13 protein-coding genes are annotated in these 16544 nt (G+C 64.6%); 10 read left to right on the forward strand and 3 right to left on the reverse strand.

The window, feature by feature from the left end; all coding sequences use genetic code 11:
• Window positions 1-56 precede the first annotated feature (56 nt).
• The 3 genes from IVA78_RS28955 to IVA78_RS28965 all read right to left on the reverse strand — a co-directional run bounded on the left by IVA78_RS28955 (window position 57) and on the right by IVA78_RS28965 (window position 4407).
• Complete coding sequence (locus tag IVA78_RS28955) at window positions 57-848, reverse strand: Bax inhibitor-1/YccA family protein (protein ID WP_247281250.1); 792 nt, start codon at window positions 846-848, stop codon at window positions 57-59.
• A gap of 269 nt (window positions 849-1117) precedes the next feature.
• The gene (locus IVA78_RS28960; RefSeq protein WP_247468947.1) at window positions 1118-3688 is read right to left on the reverse strand and encodes an FtsX-like permease family protein; all 2571 of its coding nucleotides are present in this window, start codon (window positions 3686-3688) and stop codon (window positions 1118-1120) included.
• Window positions 3685-4407, reverse strand: coding sequence for an ABC transporter ATP-binding protein (locus IVA78_RS28965; RefSeq protein WP_247281248.1), 723 nt, complete (start codon window positions 4405-4407; stop codon window positions 3685-3687). The genes IVA78_RS28960 and IVA78_RS28965 overlap by 4 nt, the downstream gene beginning before the upstream one ends.
• A gap of 55 nt (window positions 4408-4462) precedes the next feature.
• On the opposite strand from IVA78_RS28965, the gene IVA78_RS28970 reads away from it, so the two are divergent.
• The 10 genes from IVA78_RS28970 (at window position 4463) to IVA78_RS29015 (ending at window position 16522) form a co-directional block, all read left to right on the forward strand.
• Window positions 4463-5098: an arylesterase gene (locus IVA78_RS28970; RefSeq protein ID WP_247468948.1), complete on the forward strand. Its 636-nt coding sequence runs from the start codon at window positions 4463-4465 to the stop codon at window positions 5096-5098.
• A gap of 174 nt (window positions 5099-5272) precedes the next feature.
• The gene (gene thpR, locus IVA78_RS28975; protein WP_091893084.1) at window positions 5273-5809 is read left to right on the forward strand and encodes an RNA 2',3'-cyclic phosphodiesterase; all 537 of its coding nucleotides are present in this window, start codon (window positions 5273-5275) and stop codon (window positions 5807-5809) included.
• Between the two features lie 172 nt (window positions 5810-5981).
• Window positions 5982-7166 carry a cell division protein ZapE gene (gene zapE / locus IVA78_RS28980; protein ID WP_247468949.1) on the forward strand — a complete coding sequence of 395 codons (1185 nt, stop codon included), beginning with the start codon at window positions 5982-5984 and terminating at the stop codon, window positions 7164-7166.
• A gap of 249 nt (window positions 7167-7415) precedes the next feature.
• Entirely contained in the window at window positions 7416-8384 is a 969-nt protein-coding gene (gene mdh, locus IVA78_RS28985) for a malate dehydrogenase (RefSeq protein ID WP_247468950.1), read from the forward strand.
• Between the two features lie 209 nt (window positions 8385-8593).
• Window positions 8594-9790: an ADP-forming succinate--CoA ligase subunit beta gene (gene sucC / locus IVA78_RS28990; RefSeq protein WP_247281244.1), complete on the forward strand. Its 1197-nt coding sequence runs from the start codon at window positions 8594-8596 to the stop codon at window positions 9788-9790.
• A 4-nt stretch (window positions 9791-9794) separates the two neighbouring features.
• The gene (locus IVA78_RS28995; protein ID WP_247281243.1) at window positions 9795-10274 is read left to right on the forward strand and encodes a DUF1579 family protein; all 480 of its coding nucleotides are present in this window, start codon (window positions 9795-9797) and stop codon (window positions 10272-10274) included.
• 33 nt (window positions 10275-10307) lie between these two features.
• Window positions 10308-11192 (forward strand): succinate--CoA ligase subunit alpha, encoded by an 885-nt coding sequence (gene sucD / locus IVA78_RS29000; RefSeq protein ID WP_247332645.1) that lies wholly within the window; start codon window positions 10308-10310, stop codon window positions 11190-11192.
• 136 nt (window positions 11193-11328) lie between these two features.
• Window positions 11329-14286: a 2-oxoglutarate dehydrogenase E1 component gene (locus IVA78_RS29005; RefSeq protein WP_247468951.1), complete on the forward strand. Its 2958-nt coding sequence runs from the start codon at window positions 11329-11331 to the stop codon at window positions 14284-14286.
• Between the two features lie 177 nt (window positions 14287-14463).
• A complete protein-coding gene (gene odhB, locus IVA78_RS29010) occupies window positions 14464-15708 on the forward strand; it encodes a 2-oxoglutarate dehydrogenase complex dihydrolipoyllysine-residue succinyltransferase (RefSeq protein ID WP_247468952.1) in 1245 nt (414 codons plus the stop codon).
• A 64-nt stretch (window positions 15709-15772) separates the two neighbouring features.
• Window positions 15773-16522: an SDR family oxidoreductase gene (locus tag IVA78_RS29015; RefSeq protein WP_247468953.1), complete on the forward strand. Its 750-nt coding sequence runs from the start codon at window positions 15773-15775 to the stop codon at window positions 16520-16522.
• Window positions 16523-16544: the final 22 nt, after the last annotated feature.

Consider the following 16544-nt stretch of genomic DNA (forward strand, 5'->3'; position numbering starts at 1 on the left):
CAAACAAAAACCCCGGCCTTTCGGCCGGGGCTGATGTCGTTCTCTCAGCCTATCGCTTAATCGCGCTGGCCAAGGAGCTGCAACAGCAGCGTGAACAGGTTGATGAAGTTCAGGTACAGCGACAACGCGCCGGTGATGGCCGCACGCTCTGCGATGTCACCGCCGGCCGACGCGTAGCCGTAGATGTAGTCGTTCTTCAGCCGCTGGGTATCCCAGGCGGTGAGGCCCGCAAACACCAGCACGCCGACCACCGACACGATGAACTGCAGCATCGAGCTCGCCAGGAACAGGTTGACCAGGCTCGCGATGACGATGCCGATCAGGCCCATGAACAGGAACGAGCCCATGCCAGTCAGGTCACGCTTGGTGGTGTAGCCGTAGAGGCTCAGCGCACCGAAGGTGGCTGCGGTGATGAAGAACACCCGCACGATCGAGGTGTGCGTGAACACCAGGAAGATCGACGACAGCGAGATGCCCATCAGCGCCGAGAATACCCAGAACAGGATCTGGGCGGTCGAGGGTGCCAGACGGTTGATGCCCGCCGAGATCACGAACACCATCGCGAGCGGCGCCAGCATGAACAGCCACTTCAGGGGGCTCACGAACATCGCGTAGCCGAACGGCGTCAGGAACAGCTTGCCGACGCGGACGGCTTCCGGCGTCGGGACGTCCGTCACGGCGGCCATGTAGACGCCGAGCGCCGCCAGGCCCGTGATGGCCAGGCCAATGCTCATGTAATTGTAGATGCGCAGCATATAGGCGCGCAGGCCGGCATCGACCGTCGCGGCGTCAACACGCCCGGCGGCCCTGCCGAAAGGAGAAGCGTAGTTACGGTCTAGGTCCGACATGGTCGAATTCCCGTTGGTTGGTCCGGTCCGGCACGAGGGTCGCCATGCCGCCGGTTCGTCAGTTCTATCTCGGATACCGATGCCAGCCGACTAAATTCTGGCTCACAATCGGGGCTCCGAACCCACTCGATATGTGGGAAACTAACACATTCACTGCAACCGTCCACGCGCGGCCGAATGTCGCCCTCGGCCACAATCCTGACGGGAGGACGTGGTTAACCGCAGGAATCGTGCGATTCCGCTCCCGCGCGGTCAGCCGCTACCTTTTGTCACAAATTCCGCAACACCGTCGCGGGCTTTTTGTTCAATGCCAGCAACGTGCCGGCGAGCCCGAGCCCGACCGTGACGACGAGCGCGGCCGCGACCACGCCGGCCGCGCTGCCGGCCTGCCAGACGAAACTCAGCGTCATCAGCCGCGTCACGATCATCCAGGCCGCGATGCTGCCGGCGATCACGCCGAACAAGGCGGTGGCGAGCCCGATCAGGAGGTATTCGAGGGCATAGGCGCCGAGCAGCCGCAGCCGCGTCGCGCCCAGCGTCTTCAGGATCACCGCATCATAGACCCGGTGGCGATGACCAGCGGCGAGCGCCCCGCCGAGCACCAGGATCGCCGAGATCAGGGTCACGGCGCTGGCGCCGCGGATCGCCAGCGCCAGGTTGGTCACCACCGAGCCGACCGTCTCCATCACCTCGCGCACGCGCACGCTGGTCACCATCGGATAGGCATCCGCCACCTGCTTGATGATCTGGCCGTCACCCGCAGCATTGCTGCCGGCTTCGGTCAACGTTGCGATATGGGTATGCGGCGCGCCCTTGAAGGCGTTGGGCGAGAACACAAGGACGAAGTTGATACCGAGGCCCTGCCAGTCGATGGTGCGCAGATTGCCGATTTTAGCCGGGATGTCGCGGCCGAGCACGTTGACCACGACCTCGTCGCCAAGCTTGAGGCCGAGACCGTCAGCAATCTTCTTTTCCATCGAGACCAGCGGCGGGCCGGAATAGTCGGCGCTCCACCATTCGCCCTCGACCACCTTGGAACCCTTCGGCAGCTCGCCGGTGTAGGTCAGGCCACGGTCACTCTGCAGCACCCATTCGGAATCGGTGGAGGGCTTGAGCTCCTCGGCGCGCAACCCGCGCGCGCCGACGATGCGGCCGCGCAGCATCGGCACGTCCTCGACCTTGGCGCCGGGAGCGATCTGGCGCAGATAACCGTCGAACTGCTCGGCTTGCGCACTCGGGATGTCGATGAAGAAGAACGATGGCGCCTGATCGGGGAGCGCGGCCAGAAACTGCCGACGCAGATTGCCGTCGATCTGGGTGATGGTGACAAGCACGGCGAGCCCTAGCCCCAGCGACAGCACGACGGACGGCGTCAGCGCGCCCGGCCGGTGGATGTTGGCGATGGCGAGCCGCAGCATCGGCAGCTGCGTTCGCGGCAGCCGCGCAGCGATGGCCATCAGCAGGGCGGCGATGCCGCGCAGCAGGGCGAACACGACGATGGAGGACGCCACGAACACCGCGGCGATGCGCTTGTCGAATGAGAGACCGATCACGACGGCAACGAGCAGGACGATCACAACGCCCATAAACACGAGGTAACCCAGGCGCGGCCGGTGCCATTCGGAGCTGATGGTGTCGCGGAACAGCGCGGCCACGGGCACGTCGTGGACGCGGCCGAGCGGCCAGAGGCCGAAGGCCAGCGCGGTGAGCAGGCCATAGATGAAGGACAACGCGAGCTCGTCGGCATGCACGGCCGGCACGACCGGCAGCGGCAACAGCTTGCCGAACAGGCCGACGATGGCGAAGGGCATCGCGGCGCCGAGCGCAAGGCCGATCGCCGAGCCGATCGCAGCGAGCAGGATCACCTGCGCGAGATAGATGCCGAACACGTCGCGGCCCGTGGCGCCGACGGCTTTGAAGGCCGCGATCACCTCGAGCTTCCGGTCGATATGACTCTTCACGGCATTGGCAACCCCGACGCCGCCGACCAGCAGCGCGGCGAGCCCGACCAGCGTTAGGAATTGGGTGAAACGATTGATGTTGCGCTCGAGCTGCGGCGAGGCGTTGGAGCGGCTGCGGATCTCCCAGCCGGCCTGCGGCGCGGCATTGCGCGCATCGGTGATGAAAGTCTCGGTGGCGCGTTCGTTGTTGGCGGCGTCAGGTAGCTTCACCCGGTAGACCCAGCGAACCAGGCTGCCCGGCTGGATCAGGCCGGTGGCGTGCAGGCCCGCCTCGCTGATCAGGAAGCGCGGGCCGAAGCCGATGCCGCCGGCGAGCTTGTCCGGTTCGGCCTCGACGGTGCTGCGGATCTCGAACGTCGCCGAGCCGATGGTGACGCGGTCGCCGGTCTTGAGCGACAGCCGCGCCAGCAGCGTCGGATCGGCGGCAGCGCCGAACGCGCCGTCGCGCATCGCCAGCAGCTCGGACATCGGCAGCGGCGGCGCAAGTTTCAGCTGGCCGAGCATCGGATAGCTGTCGTCGACCGCCTTCATCTCGACCAGCGCCAGCTTGCCGTCCGTCGAGCGCGCCATGCCGCGCAAGGTCGCGGCGGTCGACACGGTGCCGCGCGAGCGCAGGAAGGCGACTTCTTCCGGCTTGGCCTCGCGCTGGAACAGCACGAACGAAACGTCGCCGCCGAGCAGGGTGCGGCCTTCGCGGGCAAGACCGTCGGAGAGGCTCGCCGAGACCGAGCCGACGCCGGCGATCGCCATCACGCCGAGCGCGATGCAGGCGATGAAGACGTAGAAGCCGCGCAGGCCGCCGCGCAATTCGCGCAGTGCGTAGCGCAGCGAGAGCGCGATGCCATTAGGCCTCGCCAACGGTTCGGCAGCCGTGCTCATGCCGGCGCAGTCTGGGTGTCGATGCGCCCGGAGCGCAGGCGGATCACGCGATCGCAGCGGTGCGCGAGCGAGGAATCGTGCGTGACCAGCACCAGCGTCATGCCACGCTCGGCATGCTTGCTGAACAGGAGATCGACGATCTGCTGTCCGGTGGCCTCATCCAGATTGCCGGTCGGCTCGTCGGCGACGAGGATGGCGGGATCGGGCGCCAGCGCGCGCGCGAGCGCAACGCGCTGCTGCTCGCCGCCGGAAAGCTGCGTCGGATAATGATGCAATCGATCGCCGAGCCCGACCGATTGCAGCTCCTGCGCCGCGCGCCTGGCGGCGTCCGGATTGCCGGCGAGCTCGAGCGGCACCGCAACGTTCTCCAGCGCCGTCATGGTCGGGATCAGATGGAAGGATTGGAAGACGATGCCGACCTGGCGGCCGCGGAAGCGGGCCAGCGCGTCCTCGTCGAGGGCATTGAAAGGCGTACCATTGACCACCACCTCTCCGCTATCAGGACGCTCCAGCCCCGCCATCACCATCAGCAGCGTGGATTTGCCCGAGCCTGACGGGCCGATCAGGCCGATCGTTTCGCTGCGGCCCACACGCAGGCTGATATCCTTGAGGATGTGAACGCGTGCCGCACCCGTGCCCAATGAGAGATTGACGTTGGAGATGGCGATGGTGTCCGGCGCAGTGCCGGCGAGCGAAGAGGTTTCGATGCGAGTGTCCATGGTCCGGTCATATGGCAACTCCGCTGGCGCGGTCGAGAGGCGTTACGGATTGTTCATGCACATAGCCGTGTTGATGCTCGCTTTGATGACGGTGGTCACGACGGCTTCGGCCGGGGGGCAGAAGCCGATCAAGCTCGTCGTGCTGGGCGATTCCTTGAGCGCTGGTCTCGGCCTCCCGGTCCAGGAGGCATTCCCGACGAAACTCCAAAAAGCCTTGCAAGCCAAGGGCATAACGGCCGACATGGTCAATGCCGGGGTGTCCGGCGACACCTCCTCCGGCGGCCGCGATCGGCTGGACTGGTCGGTGCCTGAAGGAACCGAGGGCGTCATCGTCGAACTCGGCGCCAACGACGCGTTGCGGGGCATCGATCCCGATTTGACGCGCGCCGCGCTCAGCGACATCATCCAGCGGCTCAAGGCACGCAAGATCGCGGTGATGCTGTGCGGCATGCTGGCGCCGCCGAATTACGGCGCAGATTATGCCGCGCGCTTCAATTCGATTTATCCGGATCTGGCGAAGAAATTCGACGTGCCACTCTATCCGTTCTTTCTCGACGCCGTCGCCGCCGACGCCAAGCTCAACCAAGCCGACGGCATCCATCCGACCGCGGGCGGCGTCGACATCATCGTCGACAGGATCATGCCTACGGTGGAGGCATTCATTGGCACGATCGCTGAGCAACGGCGTTGAAAAGCAGGCAATGCTAACCGTAATTCCCAGGGTTTTACCGGGGTGAGGTTGGCCAAGCTTCGCAGAGTCACACAACTGCGATAGGAATCAGGGTACCGGTGATTCGTCGCCGGCTCTAATTTGGATACCGTCCTTGCCTTGAGGGCTGTACCCAAGCATCGGGAGTGCGAAACGATGCCGCGTTTGTTCACGGGTCTGGAAATTCCGGCCGAGATCGGCCAGTCGCTTTCCAACTTGAGGGGCGGCCTTCCCGGCGCCCGCTGGATCGATCCCGAAAATTATCACGTCACCTTGCGCTTCATCGGCGATATCGACGGTGTCTCCGCCAACGAGATCGCCTCGATGCTGTTTCGCGTCGACCGCAAGCCGTTCGAGGTGAAGGTGCAGGGCCTCACGAGTTTTGGCGGCCGCAAACCGCGGGCAGTCGTTGCGACGATCGCGCCGAGCAAGCCGCTGATGGAATTGCAGGCCGAGCTCGAACGGATGATGCAGCGGATCGGTCTCGACCCTGAAGGCCGCAAGTTCATCCCGCATGTCACGCTGGCCCGGCTGCACGACGCCTCCGATCGCGACGTTGCCGACTATCTCTCGCTGCGCGGCTACTTCCCGAGCAAGGCGTTCATGGCGGAGCGTTTTGTTCTCTTCTCATCCCGCGCCTCCACCGGCGGCGGCCCGTATGTCGTCGAGGACGCCTACGAGCTGTGTGCGTAGGTCGCTCTTGTGCCCCCGGCCGTAGAGCCGGGGCCCAGCGCTCCGCGTTGAACGAAATTTGGCGATGAACGAAACTGTGGGTCCCGGCTCAGCGTGTCCGGGACACGAATCCGCATACCCCGTCCACCAATTCACGGCTTGCAATTTCCGTCCTTCTCTGGCGGAAAGGGCCATGCTCTCGACCCCCAGTTCCTCATTCCGCGAAGCCTATCAAGCCCAGATCGCCTCCGGGGCGATCGAGCCTGATGCCGCGCAGGCCGAAATCGCCGAAGCCTATGCAGCGCTCGACCAGCGGCTCGCGGCTTACAAGCCCGCGCGCAAGCAGGGTCTGCTCAGCCGCCTGTTCAGCAGCGACAAGGACGAGGCGCCGCGCGGACTCTACATCCATGGCGAGGTCGGCCGCGGCAAGACCATGCTGATGGACCTGTTCTTTCAGCATTCCTCGGTCGAGCACAAGCGCCGCGCGCATTTCCACGAGTTCATGGCGGAGGCTCATGAGCGCATCTACGATTATCGCCAGAGCATCGCGCGCGGCGAGACCGCCGACGGCGACGTCATCGCGCTAACCGCGAGTGCGATCTTCGAGGAGAGCTGGCTGCTCTGCTTCGACGAATTCCACGTCACCGACATCGCCGACGCGATGATCCTCGGCCGTCTGTTCGCAAAATTGTTCGAGCTCGGCACCGTCGTGGTCGCGACCTCGAACGTCGCGCCCGACGATCTCTACAAGGGCGGCCTGAACCGGTCGCTGTTCCTGCCCTTCATCAAGCAGATCACCGATCACATGGACGTTGCGCGGCTCGACGCGCGCACCGATTTCCGCCTGGAGAAGCTTCAGGGCGTGCCGATGTGGCTGACACCGGCAGATGCCGATGCGGATGCCGCGCTCGACCGCGCCTGGTCGAAGATGAGCGGCGGCGCCAGATGCAAGCCGCGCGACATCTCAATCAAGGGACGCATCCTGCACGTACCATGCTCGGCCCATGGCATCGCGCGATTCTCGTTCGCCGATCTCTGCGAGAAGCCGCTTGGGGCATCGGACTACCTCAGGCTCGCGCAGGACTATCACACCATCCTGGTCGACCATATTCCAGTGATGGACGTCTCTCAGCGCAACGCCGCCAAGCGCTTCATCACGCTGATCGACACGCTCTATGACAATGCGGTGAAGCTGATGGCCTCGGCCGATGCCAACCCGATCGCGCTGTACCTTGCGACCGAAGGCAACGAGGCCAACGAGTTCAAGCGGACCGCGTCACGCCTGATCGAGATGAGCTCGGAATCCTATCTGGCGTTGCCTCACGGCCGCAAGGATTCCACCGCCAGCGGCTCGACCAAGGGTCTGGTAGAGACTTAAGTCCTATTTCTAGCCTCCGGTCATTCCGGGGCGCGCCCCAGCGCGAACCCGCAATCTCGCGCTACAATTTCGAGATTCCGGGTTCGCCCGCGCAATGGCGCAGGCGCCCCGGAATGACGGCTTAGAGGCTGCTGGCCGGAATCGCGACAAGCCCGACAATTGGGCATCCACCGACTTGAACGGGGGAGGCGAAAGGGATAACCACCCGTCTCAGTTTTCCCTCCTTACGTGTCTAAAGGACAGGCTCACATGGCGCGCGACAAGATTGCTTTGATTGGCTCCGGTCAGATCGGCGGAACGCTGGCTCACCTCATCGGCCTGAAAGAACTGGGCGACGTCGTGATGTTCGACATCGCCGAGGGTGTGCCGCAGGGCAAGGCGCTCGACATTGCGCAGTCCTCGCCGGTCGACGGTTTTGACGCGCATTATGCCGGTGCGAACTCCTACGAGGCGCTCGACAACGCAAAGGTCTGCATCGTCACCGCCGGCGTGCCGCGCAAGCCCGGCATGAGCCGCGACGACCTCCTCTCCATCAACCTCAAGGTCATGGAGCAGGTCGGCGCCGGCATCAAGAAGTACGCCCCCGACGCCTTCGTTATCTGCATCACCAACCCGCTCGACGCGATGGTCTGGGCACTGCAGAAGGCCTCGGGCTTGCCGCACAAGAAGGTCGTCGGCATGGCCGGCGTGCTGGATTCGGCGCGCTTCCGCTACTTCCTGGCCGATGAGTTCAACGTCTCCGTCGAGGACGTCACCGCCTTCGTGCTCGGCGGCCATGGCGACACCATGGTGCCGCTGGTGAAGTACTCCACCGTCGCCGGCATCCCGCTGCCCGACCTCGTCAAGATGGGCTGGACCTCGCAGGCGCGTCTCGACGAGATCGTCGACCGCACCCGCAACGGCGGCGCCGAGATCGTCAATCTGCTCAAGACCGGCTCGGCCTTCTACGCGCCGGCGGCGTCCGCGATCGCAATGGCCGAGAGCTATCTGAAGGACAAGAAGCGTGTGCTGCCCTGCGCCGCCTACGTGAACGGCGAGTACAGCGTGAAGGATATGTATGTCGGCGTGCCCGTCGTGATCGGCTCCAAGGGCGTCGAGCGCGTGGTCGAGATCGAACTCGCCGGCAAGGACCGCGAGGCCTTCGACAAGTCGGTCGGTGCGGTGCAGGGCCTCGTCGACGCCTGCAAGAAGATCGCCCCCGATCTTCTCGGCCGCTAAGCGCCAGCAATTCCCCGCCGAAGTCCGAAAACCGGTCTTCGGCGGTTTCATTTCCGGGGCCCGCGCATCGGGCGGCTTTCCGGTTCGGCAGTCCAGAGATCTCGAAGTCAAAAGAATCCGGGTTGCAGTTCCTGTGGTATATGGTATGCCAGCCACAAGACTGAGGTGGGCCCTTGAGGTCACCGCCCGCGGGTTCAGGGAGCGACCATATGAATATTCATGAGTACCAGGCCAAAGCGCTGCTGAATGAGTTCGGCGTGCCGATTTCCAAGGGCGTGCCCGTCCTCAAGCCGGCTGACGCGGAAGCCGCCGCCAAGGCGCTGCCGGGTCCGGTCTGGGTCGTGAAGAGCCAGATCCATGCCGGCGGCCGCGGTAAAGGCAAATTCAAGGAAGCCAGCGCCGGCGACAAGGGCGGCGTCCGCATCGCCAAGTCGGCCGCCGAGGTCTCCGAATTCGCCAAGCAGATGCTGGGCGCGACGCTGGTGACCGTGCAGACCGGTCCCGCCGGCAAGCAGGTCAACCGCCTCTACATCGAGGACGGCTCCGACATCGATAAGGAATTCTACCTCTCGATCCTGGTCGATCGCGAGACCTCGCGCGTCTCCTTCGTCGTCTCGACCGAGGGCGGCGTCAACATCGAGGAGGTCGCGCACAACAGCCCTGAGAAGATCGTCACCTTCTCGGTCGATCCCGCGACCGGCGTCATGGGCCATCACGGCCGCACGGTGGCGAAGGCGCTGAAGCTATCAGGCGATCTCGCCAAGCAGGCCGAAAAGCTCACCGCGCAGCTCTACGCCGCCTTCGTCGCCAAGGACATGTCGATGCTGGAGATCAACCCGCTGGTCGTGACCAAGCAGGGCCAGCTCCGCGTGCTCGACGCCAAGGTCTCGTTCGACGACAACGCGCTGTTCCGTCATCCCGAGGTGCTCGCCCTGCGCGACGAGACCGAGGAAGATGCCAAGGAAATCGAGGCGTCGAAATACGACCTGAACTACGTCACCCTCGACGGCAACATCGGCTGCATGGTCAACGGCGCCGGTCTTGCCATGGCGACGATGGACATCATCAAGCTCTACGGCATGTCGCCGGCCAACTTCCTCGACGTCGGCGGCAGCGCCAGCAAGGAGAAGGTCGCGGCCGCCTTCAAGATCATCACCGCGGACCCCAACGTGAAGGGCATCCTGGTCAACATCTTCGGCGGCATCATGAAGTGCGACGTGATCGCCGAGGGCGTCACAGCCGCCGTCCGCGAGGTCGGTCTCAGCGTGCCGCTGGTGGTGCGGCTCGAAGGCACCAATGTCGAGCTCGGCAAGAAGATCATCCGTGAATCCGGCCTGAACGTGGTGCCGGCCGACAATCTCGACGACGCCGCGCAGAAGATCGTGAAGGCCGTCAAGGGAGGCTAAGGCCATGGCCCAGGACCATCTCGCCGCATCATCTCCGCTCCCCGAGCACGCGCGCCTCGCCGCGTTTGCCGGCGAATGGGATGGTGAAGAGATGGTCTTCCCGTCGCGCTGGACGGAGGGCGGACCGGCCACCTCTCACGTCGTCGCGCGCTTGGAGCTCAACGGGTTCTATCTGATCCAGGACTCGGTCCAGATGCGCGACGGCAAGCAGGTCTTCGCCACTCACGGCATCTTCACCTACGACCGCGACGATCGGACCTACAAATTGTTCTGGTACGACTCGCTCGGCTACACGCCGCCCTCGCCCGCCTCCGGCGGCTGGGTCGGCAAGACCCTGACGCTGGTGCGCGGCTCGCTCCGCGGCAATGCGCGCCACGTCTACGAGATCATCGACGACAATTCCTATTCGTTGAAGATCCAGTTCTCGCCGGACGCGGAAGGCTGGGCCGACGTGCTCACCGGCGTCTACCGCCGCATCCACTGACCTCTCACTCGTTAGTTCGCGAAAGCAGACCTCATGTCCATCCTGATCGACAAGAACACCAAGGTCATCTGCCAGGGCTTTACCGGCAAGAACGGCACCTTCCATTCCGAGGCCGCGATTGCCTATGGCACCAAGATGGTCGGCGGCACCTCGCCGGGTAAAGGCGGCGCGACGCATCTGGGCCTGCCGGTGTTCGATACCGTGCGCGAGGCGCGTGAGAAGACCGGCGCCGATGCGTCGGTGATCTACGTGCCCCCGCCGGGCGCGGCGGACGCGATCTGCGAAGCCATCGATGCCGAGATTCCGCTGATCGTCTGCATCACCGAAGGCATTCCGGTCGTCGACATGGTCCGGGTGAAGCGCTCGCTGATCGGTTCCAAGTCGCGCCTGATCGGGCCGAACTGCCCGGGCGTCATGACCGCGGGCGAGTGCAAGATCGGCATCATGCCGGCCAACATCTTCAAGACCGGCAGCGTCGGCATCGTCTCCCGCTCCGGCACCTTGACCTATGAAGCCGTGTTCCAGACCTCCCAGGAAGGCCTCGGCCAGACCACTGCCGTAGGCATCGGCGGCGACCCGGTCAAGGGAACCGAGTTCATCGACGTCCTGGAAATGTTGCTGGCCGATCCCAAGACCGAATCGATCATCATGATCGGCGAGATCGGCGGTTCCGCCGAGGAAGACGCCGCCCAGTTCCTCAAAGACGAGGCCAAGCGCGGCCGCAAGAAGCCGATGGTCGGCTTCATTGCCGGTGTCACCGCACCTCCCGGCCGCCGTATGGGCCACGCCGGCGCGATCATCTCGGGCGGCAAGGGCGACGCCGGTTCCAAGACCGAAGCGATGAAATCGGCCGGAATCGTGGTCTCTCCGTCACCCGCACGCCTTGGTCATACGCTTGCCGAAAAGTTGAAGGGCTAATTCACTTCTTCGTATTTTTCCGGGCGAAGTTTCGCAGCAAATAGGGTAAAGGGTGCCTGTCGCGCCGAGCCTCTGCCGGGAGCTCGGCGCCAGCGCCGTTTGTTATGCGCGAACCGAAATCGCCAGGAACTCCAGTATGTCTCGCCAGGACGCGAACGCAGCCTTTGCCCTCTCATCCTTTTTGCAGGGCACCAACGCCACCTACATCGACGAAATCTACGCCCGCTACCAGAAGGATCCGTCCTCGGTCGACCCCGAGTGGCAGGAGTTCTTCAAGAGCCTGAATGACCAGCCCGGCGACATCAGCAAGAACGCCGAAGGTCCTTCCTGGGAGCGCGCCAACTGGCCGCTGACCCCGCAAGACGAGCTGACCTCCGCTCTCGACGGCAACTGGGCCGAGGTGGAGAAATCGGTCGGCAGCAAGATCGCCGCCAAGGCGCAGGCCAAGGGGGGCGGCCTGTCTTCCGCCGACCTGCTCCAGGCCACGCGCGACTCCGTCCGCGCCTTGATGCTGATCCGCTCCTACCGCATGCGCGGCCACTTCCATGCCAAGCTCGATCCGCTCGGCATCGAAGCCCCGCGCAATCGCGAAGAGCTCGACCCGCGCACCTACGGCTTCAGCGAAGCCGATTTCGACCGCAAGATCTTCCTCGATCACGTGCTCGGTCTCGAATACGGCACGCTGCGCGAGATCACCGCGATCTGCGAGCGCACCTACTGCCAGACCCTCGGCGTCGAGTTCATGCACATCAGCAATGCCGCGCAGAAGGCCTGGATCCAGGAGCGCATCGAGGGGCCGGACAAGGAGATCTCGTTCACCCGCGAAGGTCGCCGCGCCATCCTGATGAAACTGATCGAAGCCGAAGGCTTCGAGAAATTCTGCGACACCAAGTTCACCGGCACCAAGCGCTTCGGCCTCGACGGCGGTGAATCGCTGATTCCCGCGCTGGAGCAGATCATCAAGCGTGGCGGCAATCTCGGCGTGAAGGAGATCGTGCTGGGCATGCCGCATCGCGGCCGCCTCAACGTGCTGACCCAGGTGATGGGCAAGCCGCACCGTGCACTGTTCCACGAATTCAAGGGCGGCTCGGCCAATCCCGATGCAGTCGAAGGCTCCGGGGACGTCAAGTATCACCTCGGCGCCTCCTCGGACCGCGAGTTCGACGGCAACCGCATCCACCTGTCGCTGACGGCGAACCCCTCGCATCTCGAGATCGTCGATCCCGTCGTGCTCGGCAAGGTCCGCGCCAAGCAGGACCAGCACGGCGATCCGCCGGATATGCGCATCTCCGTCATGCCGCTGCTGATGCACGGCGACGCGGCGTTCGCTGGCCAAGGTGTCGTTGCCGAATGCTTCGGTCTGTCGGACCTGAAGGGCTACCGCACCGGCGGCTCCGTGCACTTCATCGTCAACAACCAGATCGGCTTCACCACCTATCCGCGTTACTCGCGCTCGTCGCCCTACCCGTCAGACGTGGCGAAGATGATCGATGCGCCGATCTTCCACGTGAACGGCGACGATCCGGAAGCGGTCGTGTTCGCGGCCAAGGTTGCTACCGAGTTCCGGCAGAAATTCCACAAGCCCGTCGTTATCGACATGTTCTGCTACCGCAGGCATGGACATAACGAGGGCGACGAGCCGGCCTTCACCCAGCCGGTGATGTACAAGAGGATTGCCGCCCATCCCTCGACGCTGGAGCTCTACTCGCGGCGTCTGATCAGCGAAGGCGTGATCACCGAGGGCGAGGTCGACAAGGCCAAGGCCGACTGGCGCGCCCGGCTCGATGCCGAGTTCGAGGCCGGCACGTCCTACAAGCCGAACAAGGCCGACTGGCTCGACGGCAAATGGGCGGGCTTCAAGATCGCCGACCAGGAAGAGGATGCGCGCCGCGGCGTCACCGGCGTCGACCTGCCGATCCTCAAAGACATCGGCCGGAAGATCACCAAGGTGCCGGACGGCTTCCGGGTCCACCGCACCATTCAGCGTTTTCTGGAAAATCGCGCCAAGGCGATCGAGAACGGCGTCGGCATCGACTGGGCGACCGGCGAGGCGCTGGCGTTCTGCACGCTGCTTCAGGAAAACCATCACGTCCGCCTGTCCGGACAGGATTCCGAGCGCGGCACGTTCTCGCAGCGTCACTCCGTCCTGATCGACCAGGAAGACGAGAGCCGCTACACGCCGTTCAACCATCTGGGCACCGAGCAGGGCCATTACGAGGTCATCAACTCGCTGCTGTCTGAAGAGGCCGTGCTCGGCTTCGAATACGGCTATTCGCTCGCCGAGCCGAACACGCTGACGCTGTGGGAAGCCCAGTTCGGCGACTTCGCCAACGGCGCCCAGGTCGTGTTCGACCAGTTCATCTCCTCGGGCGAGCGCAAATGGCTGCGCATGTCCGGTCTCGTCTGCCTCTTGCCGCATGGCTATGAGGGCCAGGGACCGGAGCACTCCTCGGCACGTCTCGAGCGTTATTTGCAGATGTGCGCCGAAGACAACATGCAGGTGGTCTATCCGACCACGCCGGCGAACTACTTCCACGTGCTGCGGCGTCAGCTCCACCGCGAGATCCGCAAGCCGCTGATCATGATGACGCCGAAATCGCTGCTGCGCCACAAGCGGGCGGTGTCGCGTCTCGAGGAGCTGGCGAAGGGCACGACCTTCCACCGTATCCTCTATGATGACGCCCAGATGCTGCCGAACGAGGCGAGCAAGCTCGTCCCTGACGAGAAGATCCGCCGCATCGTGCTCTGCTCCGGCAAGGTCTATTACGACCTCTATGAGGAGCGCGAGAAGCGCGGCATCGACGACATCTATCTGATGCGCGTCGAGCAGCTCTATCCGGTGCCGCTGAAGGCGCTGGTGGCCGAGCTGTCTCGCTTCAAGAAGGCCGAAGTGATCTGGTGCCAGGAAGAGCCCCGCAACATGGGTGCCTGGCACTTCATCGAGCCCTATCTGGAATGGGTGCTGAACCAGGTGAACGGCGCGAGCCGGCGTCCGCGTTATGTCGGTCGCGCCGCCTCGGCTGCGACCGCCACGGGTCTGATGTCCAAGCATCAGGCGCAGCTGAAGGCGTTCCTGGACGAAGCACTGAGCTGAACTTTTTGAACTGTGTCATGCCCCGCCTCGTGCGCGACTGCGTACTGGGGTGGGGCATCCAGTACGCCGTGTCGTCCGTGCAGCATACGCACGCCCGGTTTGCTGGCTGGCTTGCTTTTCGCAGGCGATGACATCCGCACTTATGACCGCATTGGCGATCTCCTTAAGGAAAAGACCATGACTGAAATTCGTGTGCCGACGCTCGGCGAATCCGTCACCGAGGCCACCATCGGCCGCTGGTTCAAGAAGGCCGGCGACCCCGTCGCCGTCGACGAGCCCTTGGTGGAGCTCGAGACCGACAAGGTCACCATCGAGGTCCCGGCGCCCTCCGCCGGCACGCTGAGCGAGATCATTGCCGCCGATGGCGCGACTGTTGCGGTCGGCGCGCTGCTCGGCCAGATCACGGAAGGCGCAGGTGCTGCAAAGCCGGCCGCTGCTGCCGCGAAGCCCGCCGCTGCTGCTCCTGCGGCCGCTGCCGCCGCTCCTGCAGCAGCCTCGGCCGCGAAAGCGCCGCCGGCCGATGCGCCGCTCGCCCCCTCGGTGCGCAAGCTGTCGGCCGAGACCGGCATCGATGCCTCGACCGTTCCGGGCTCCGGCAAGGACGGCCGCGTCACCAAGGGCGACATGCTCGCCGCGATCGAGCGTGCGGCGTCCGCGCCGACCCCGGTCAACCAACCCGCCGCCGCCGTGCAGGTGCGCGCGCCGTCGCCGGCCGATGACGCCGCCCGCGAAGAGCGCGTCAAGATGACCCGCCTGCGCCAGACCATCGCGCGCCGCCTCAAGGACGTGCAAAACACCGCCGCCATGCTCACGACCTTCAACGAGGTCGACATGACCAACGTCATGGCACTGCGTGCCCATTACAAGGATGCGTTCGAGAAGAAGCATGGTGCCAAGCTCGGCTTCATGGGCTTCTTCACCAAGGCCGTCGTGCAGGCGCTGAAGGACATTCCGGCCGTCAACGCCGAGATCGACGGCACCGACCTGATCTACAAGAACTACTATCACATCGGCGTCGCCGTCGGCACCGACAAGGGTCTCGTCGTGCCCGTGGTGCGCGACTGCGACCACAAGTCGATCTCCGATATCGAGAAGAGCATCGCCGATTTCGGCCGCCGTGCCCGCGACGGCCAGCTCAAGATCGACGAGATGCAGGGCGGCACCTTCACCATCACCAATGGCGGCATCTACGGCTCGCTGATGTCGACCCCGATCCTGAATGCGCCGCAGTCCGGCATTCTGGGCATGCACAAGATCCAGGAGCGGCCGATGGTCGTCGGCGGCAAGATCGAGGTCCGGCCGATGATGTATCTGGCGCTGTCCTACGATCACCGCGTCATCGACGGCAAGGAAGCCGTGACCTTCCTGGTCCGCGTCAAGGAGAGCCTGGAAGATCCAGCACGCCTGGTGCTCGATCTCTGATTCCCGTTGCTCTGCGAGCGCCGTCGCCATTCGCGGCGGCGCGTATCGAACCATGGAGGCGCGCGTGACGGATAAAGTCGTTGTCATTACCGGCGGCAGCCGCGGCATCGGGCGGGCGACCGCGGTTGCGGCGGCCGCGCGCGGCTTCCGCGTCGTGGTCGGCTATGCCAGCAACAAGATTGCCGCGGACGAGGTGGTCGCGCAGATCGAGGCTGGTAACGGCAGTGCCATCGCCGTGAAATGCGATGTCGCGGAGGAAAGCGACATCCTCGACCTGTTCAAGCAAGCCGACAAGTTCGGCACGCTCGGCGCGCTCGTCAACAATGGCGGCATCGTCGGCAAAAGCGGCGTGCGCGTCGACGAGATGTCGGCCGAACGCATCCAGCGCGTCATGGCCGTGAACGTCACCGGCTCCATTCTCTGCGCGCGCGAGGCGGTGAAGCGGATGTCGACCAAGCACGGCGGCAAGGGCGGTGTCATCGTCAACCTGTCATCGGTCGCTGCCAAGCTCGGCGCACCCAACACCTATGTCGATTACGCCGCGTCCAAGGGCGCGGTCGATTCCTTCACCGTCGGCCTCGGCTATGAGGTCGCAGGCGAAGGCATCCGCGTCGCCGCGATCCGCCCCGGCCTGATCGACACCGAAATCCACGCCGCCGGCGGCGAGCCCGACCGCGCCCATCGCCTGGCCCATCTGGTGCCGATGAAGCGCGTCGGCACCGCCGAGGAAATCGCCAACGCCATCGTCTGGCTGATCTCGGACGAGGCCTCCTACGTCACCTCCGCCATTCTCGATGTGTCCGGCGGGCGCTGACACATCCTCATCCAGCTAAACC

This window comes from Bradyrhizobium sp. 137 (assembly GCF_023074095.1).
Taxonomy (GTDB): domain Bacteria; phylum Pseudomonadota; class Alphaproteobacteria; order Rhizobiales; family Xanthobacteraceae; genus Bradyrhizobium.

What these genes read in the sequence shown, in the direction of transcription:
- IVA78_RS28955 (WP_247281250.1), bottom strand. Translation starts at nt 848, where the DNA reads ATGTCGGACCTAGACCGTAACTACGCTTCTCCTTTCGGCAGGGCCGCC.
- thpR (WP_091893084.1), top strand. Translation starts at nt 5,273, where the DNA reads ATGCCGCGTTTGTTCACGGGTCTGGAAATTCCGGCCGAGATCGGCCAG.
- mdh (WP_247468950.1), top strand. Translation starts at nt 7,416, where the DNA reads ATGGCGCGCGACAAGATTGCTTTGATTGGCTCCGGTCAGATCGGCGGA.
- IVA78_RS28965 (WP_247281248.1), bottom strand. Translation starts at nt 4,407, where the DNA reads ATGGACACTCGCATCGAAACCTCTTCGCTCGCCGGCACTGCGCCGGAC.
- zapE (WP_247468949.1), top strand. Translation starts at nt 5,982, where the DNA reads ATGCTCTCGACCCCCAGTTCCTCATTCCGCGAAGCCTATCAAGCCCAG.
- sucC (WP_247281244.1), top strand. Translation starts at nt 8,594, where the DNA reads ATGAATATTCATGAGTACCAGGCCAAAGCGCTGCTGAATGAGTTCGGC.
- sucD (WP_247332645.1), top strand. Translation starts at nt 10,308, where the DNA reads ATGTCCATCCTGATCGACAAGAACACCAAGGTCATCTGCCAGGGCTTT.
- odhB (WP_247468952.1), top strand. Translation starts at nt 14,464, where the DNA reads ATGACTGAAATTCGTGTGCCGACGCTCGGCGAATCCGTCACCGAGGCC.
- IVA78_RS28995 (WP_247281243.1), top strand. Translation starts at nt 9,795, where the DNA reads ATGGCCCAGGACCATCTCGCCGCATCATCTCCGCTCCCCGAGCACGCG.
- IVA78_RS28960 (WP_247468947.1), bottom strand. Translation starts at nt 3,688, where the DNA reads ATGAGCACGGCTGCCGAACCGTTGGCGAGGCCTAATGGCATCGCGCTC.
- IVA78_RS28970 (WP_247468948.1), top strand. Translation starts at nt 4,463, where the DNA reads ATGCACATAGCCGTGTTGATGCTCGCTTTGATGACGGTGGTCACGACG.
- IVA78_RS29005 (WP_247468951.1), top strand. Translation starts at nt 11,329, where the DNA reads ATGTCTCGCCAGGACGCGAACGCAGCCTTTGCCCTCTCATCCTTTTTG.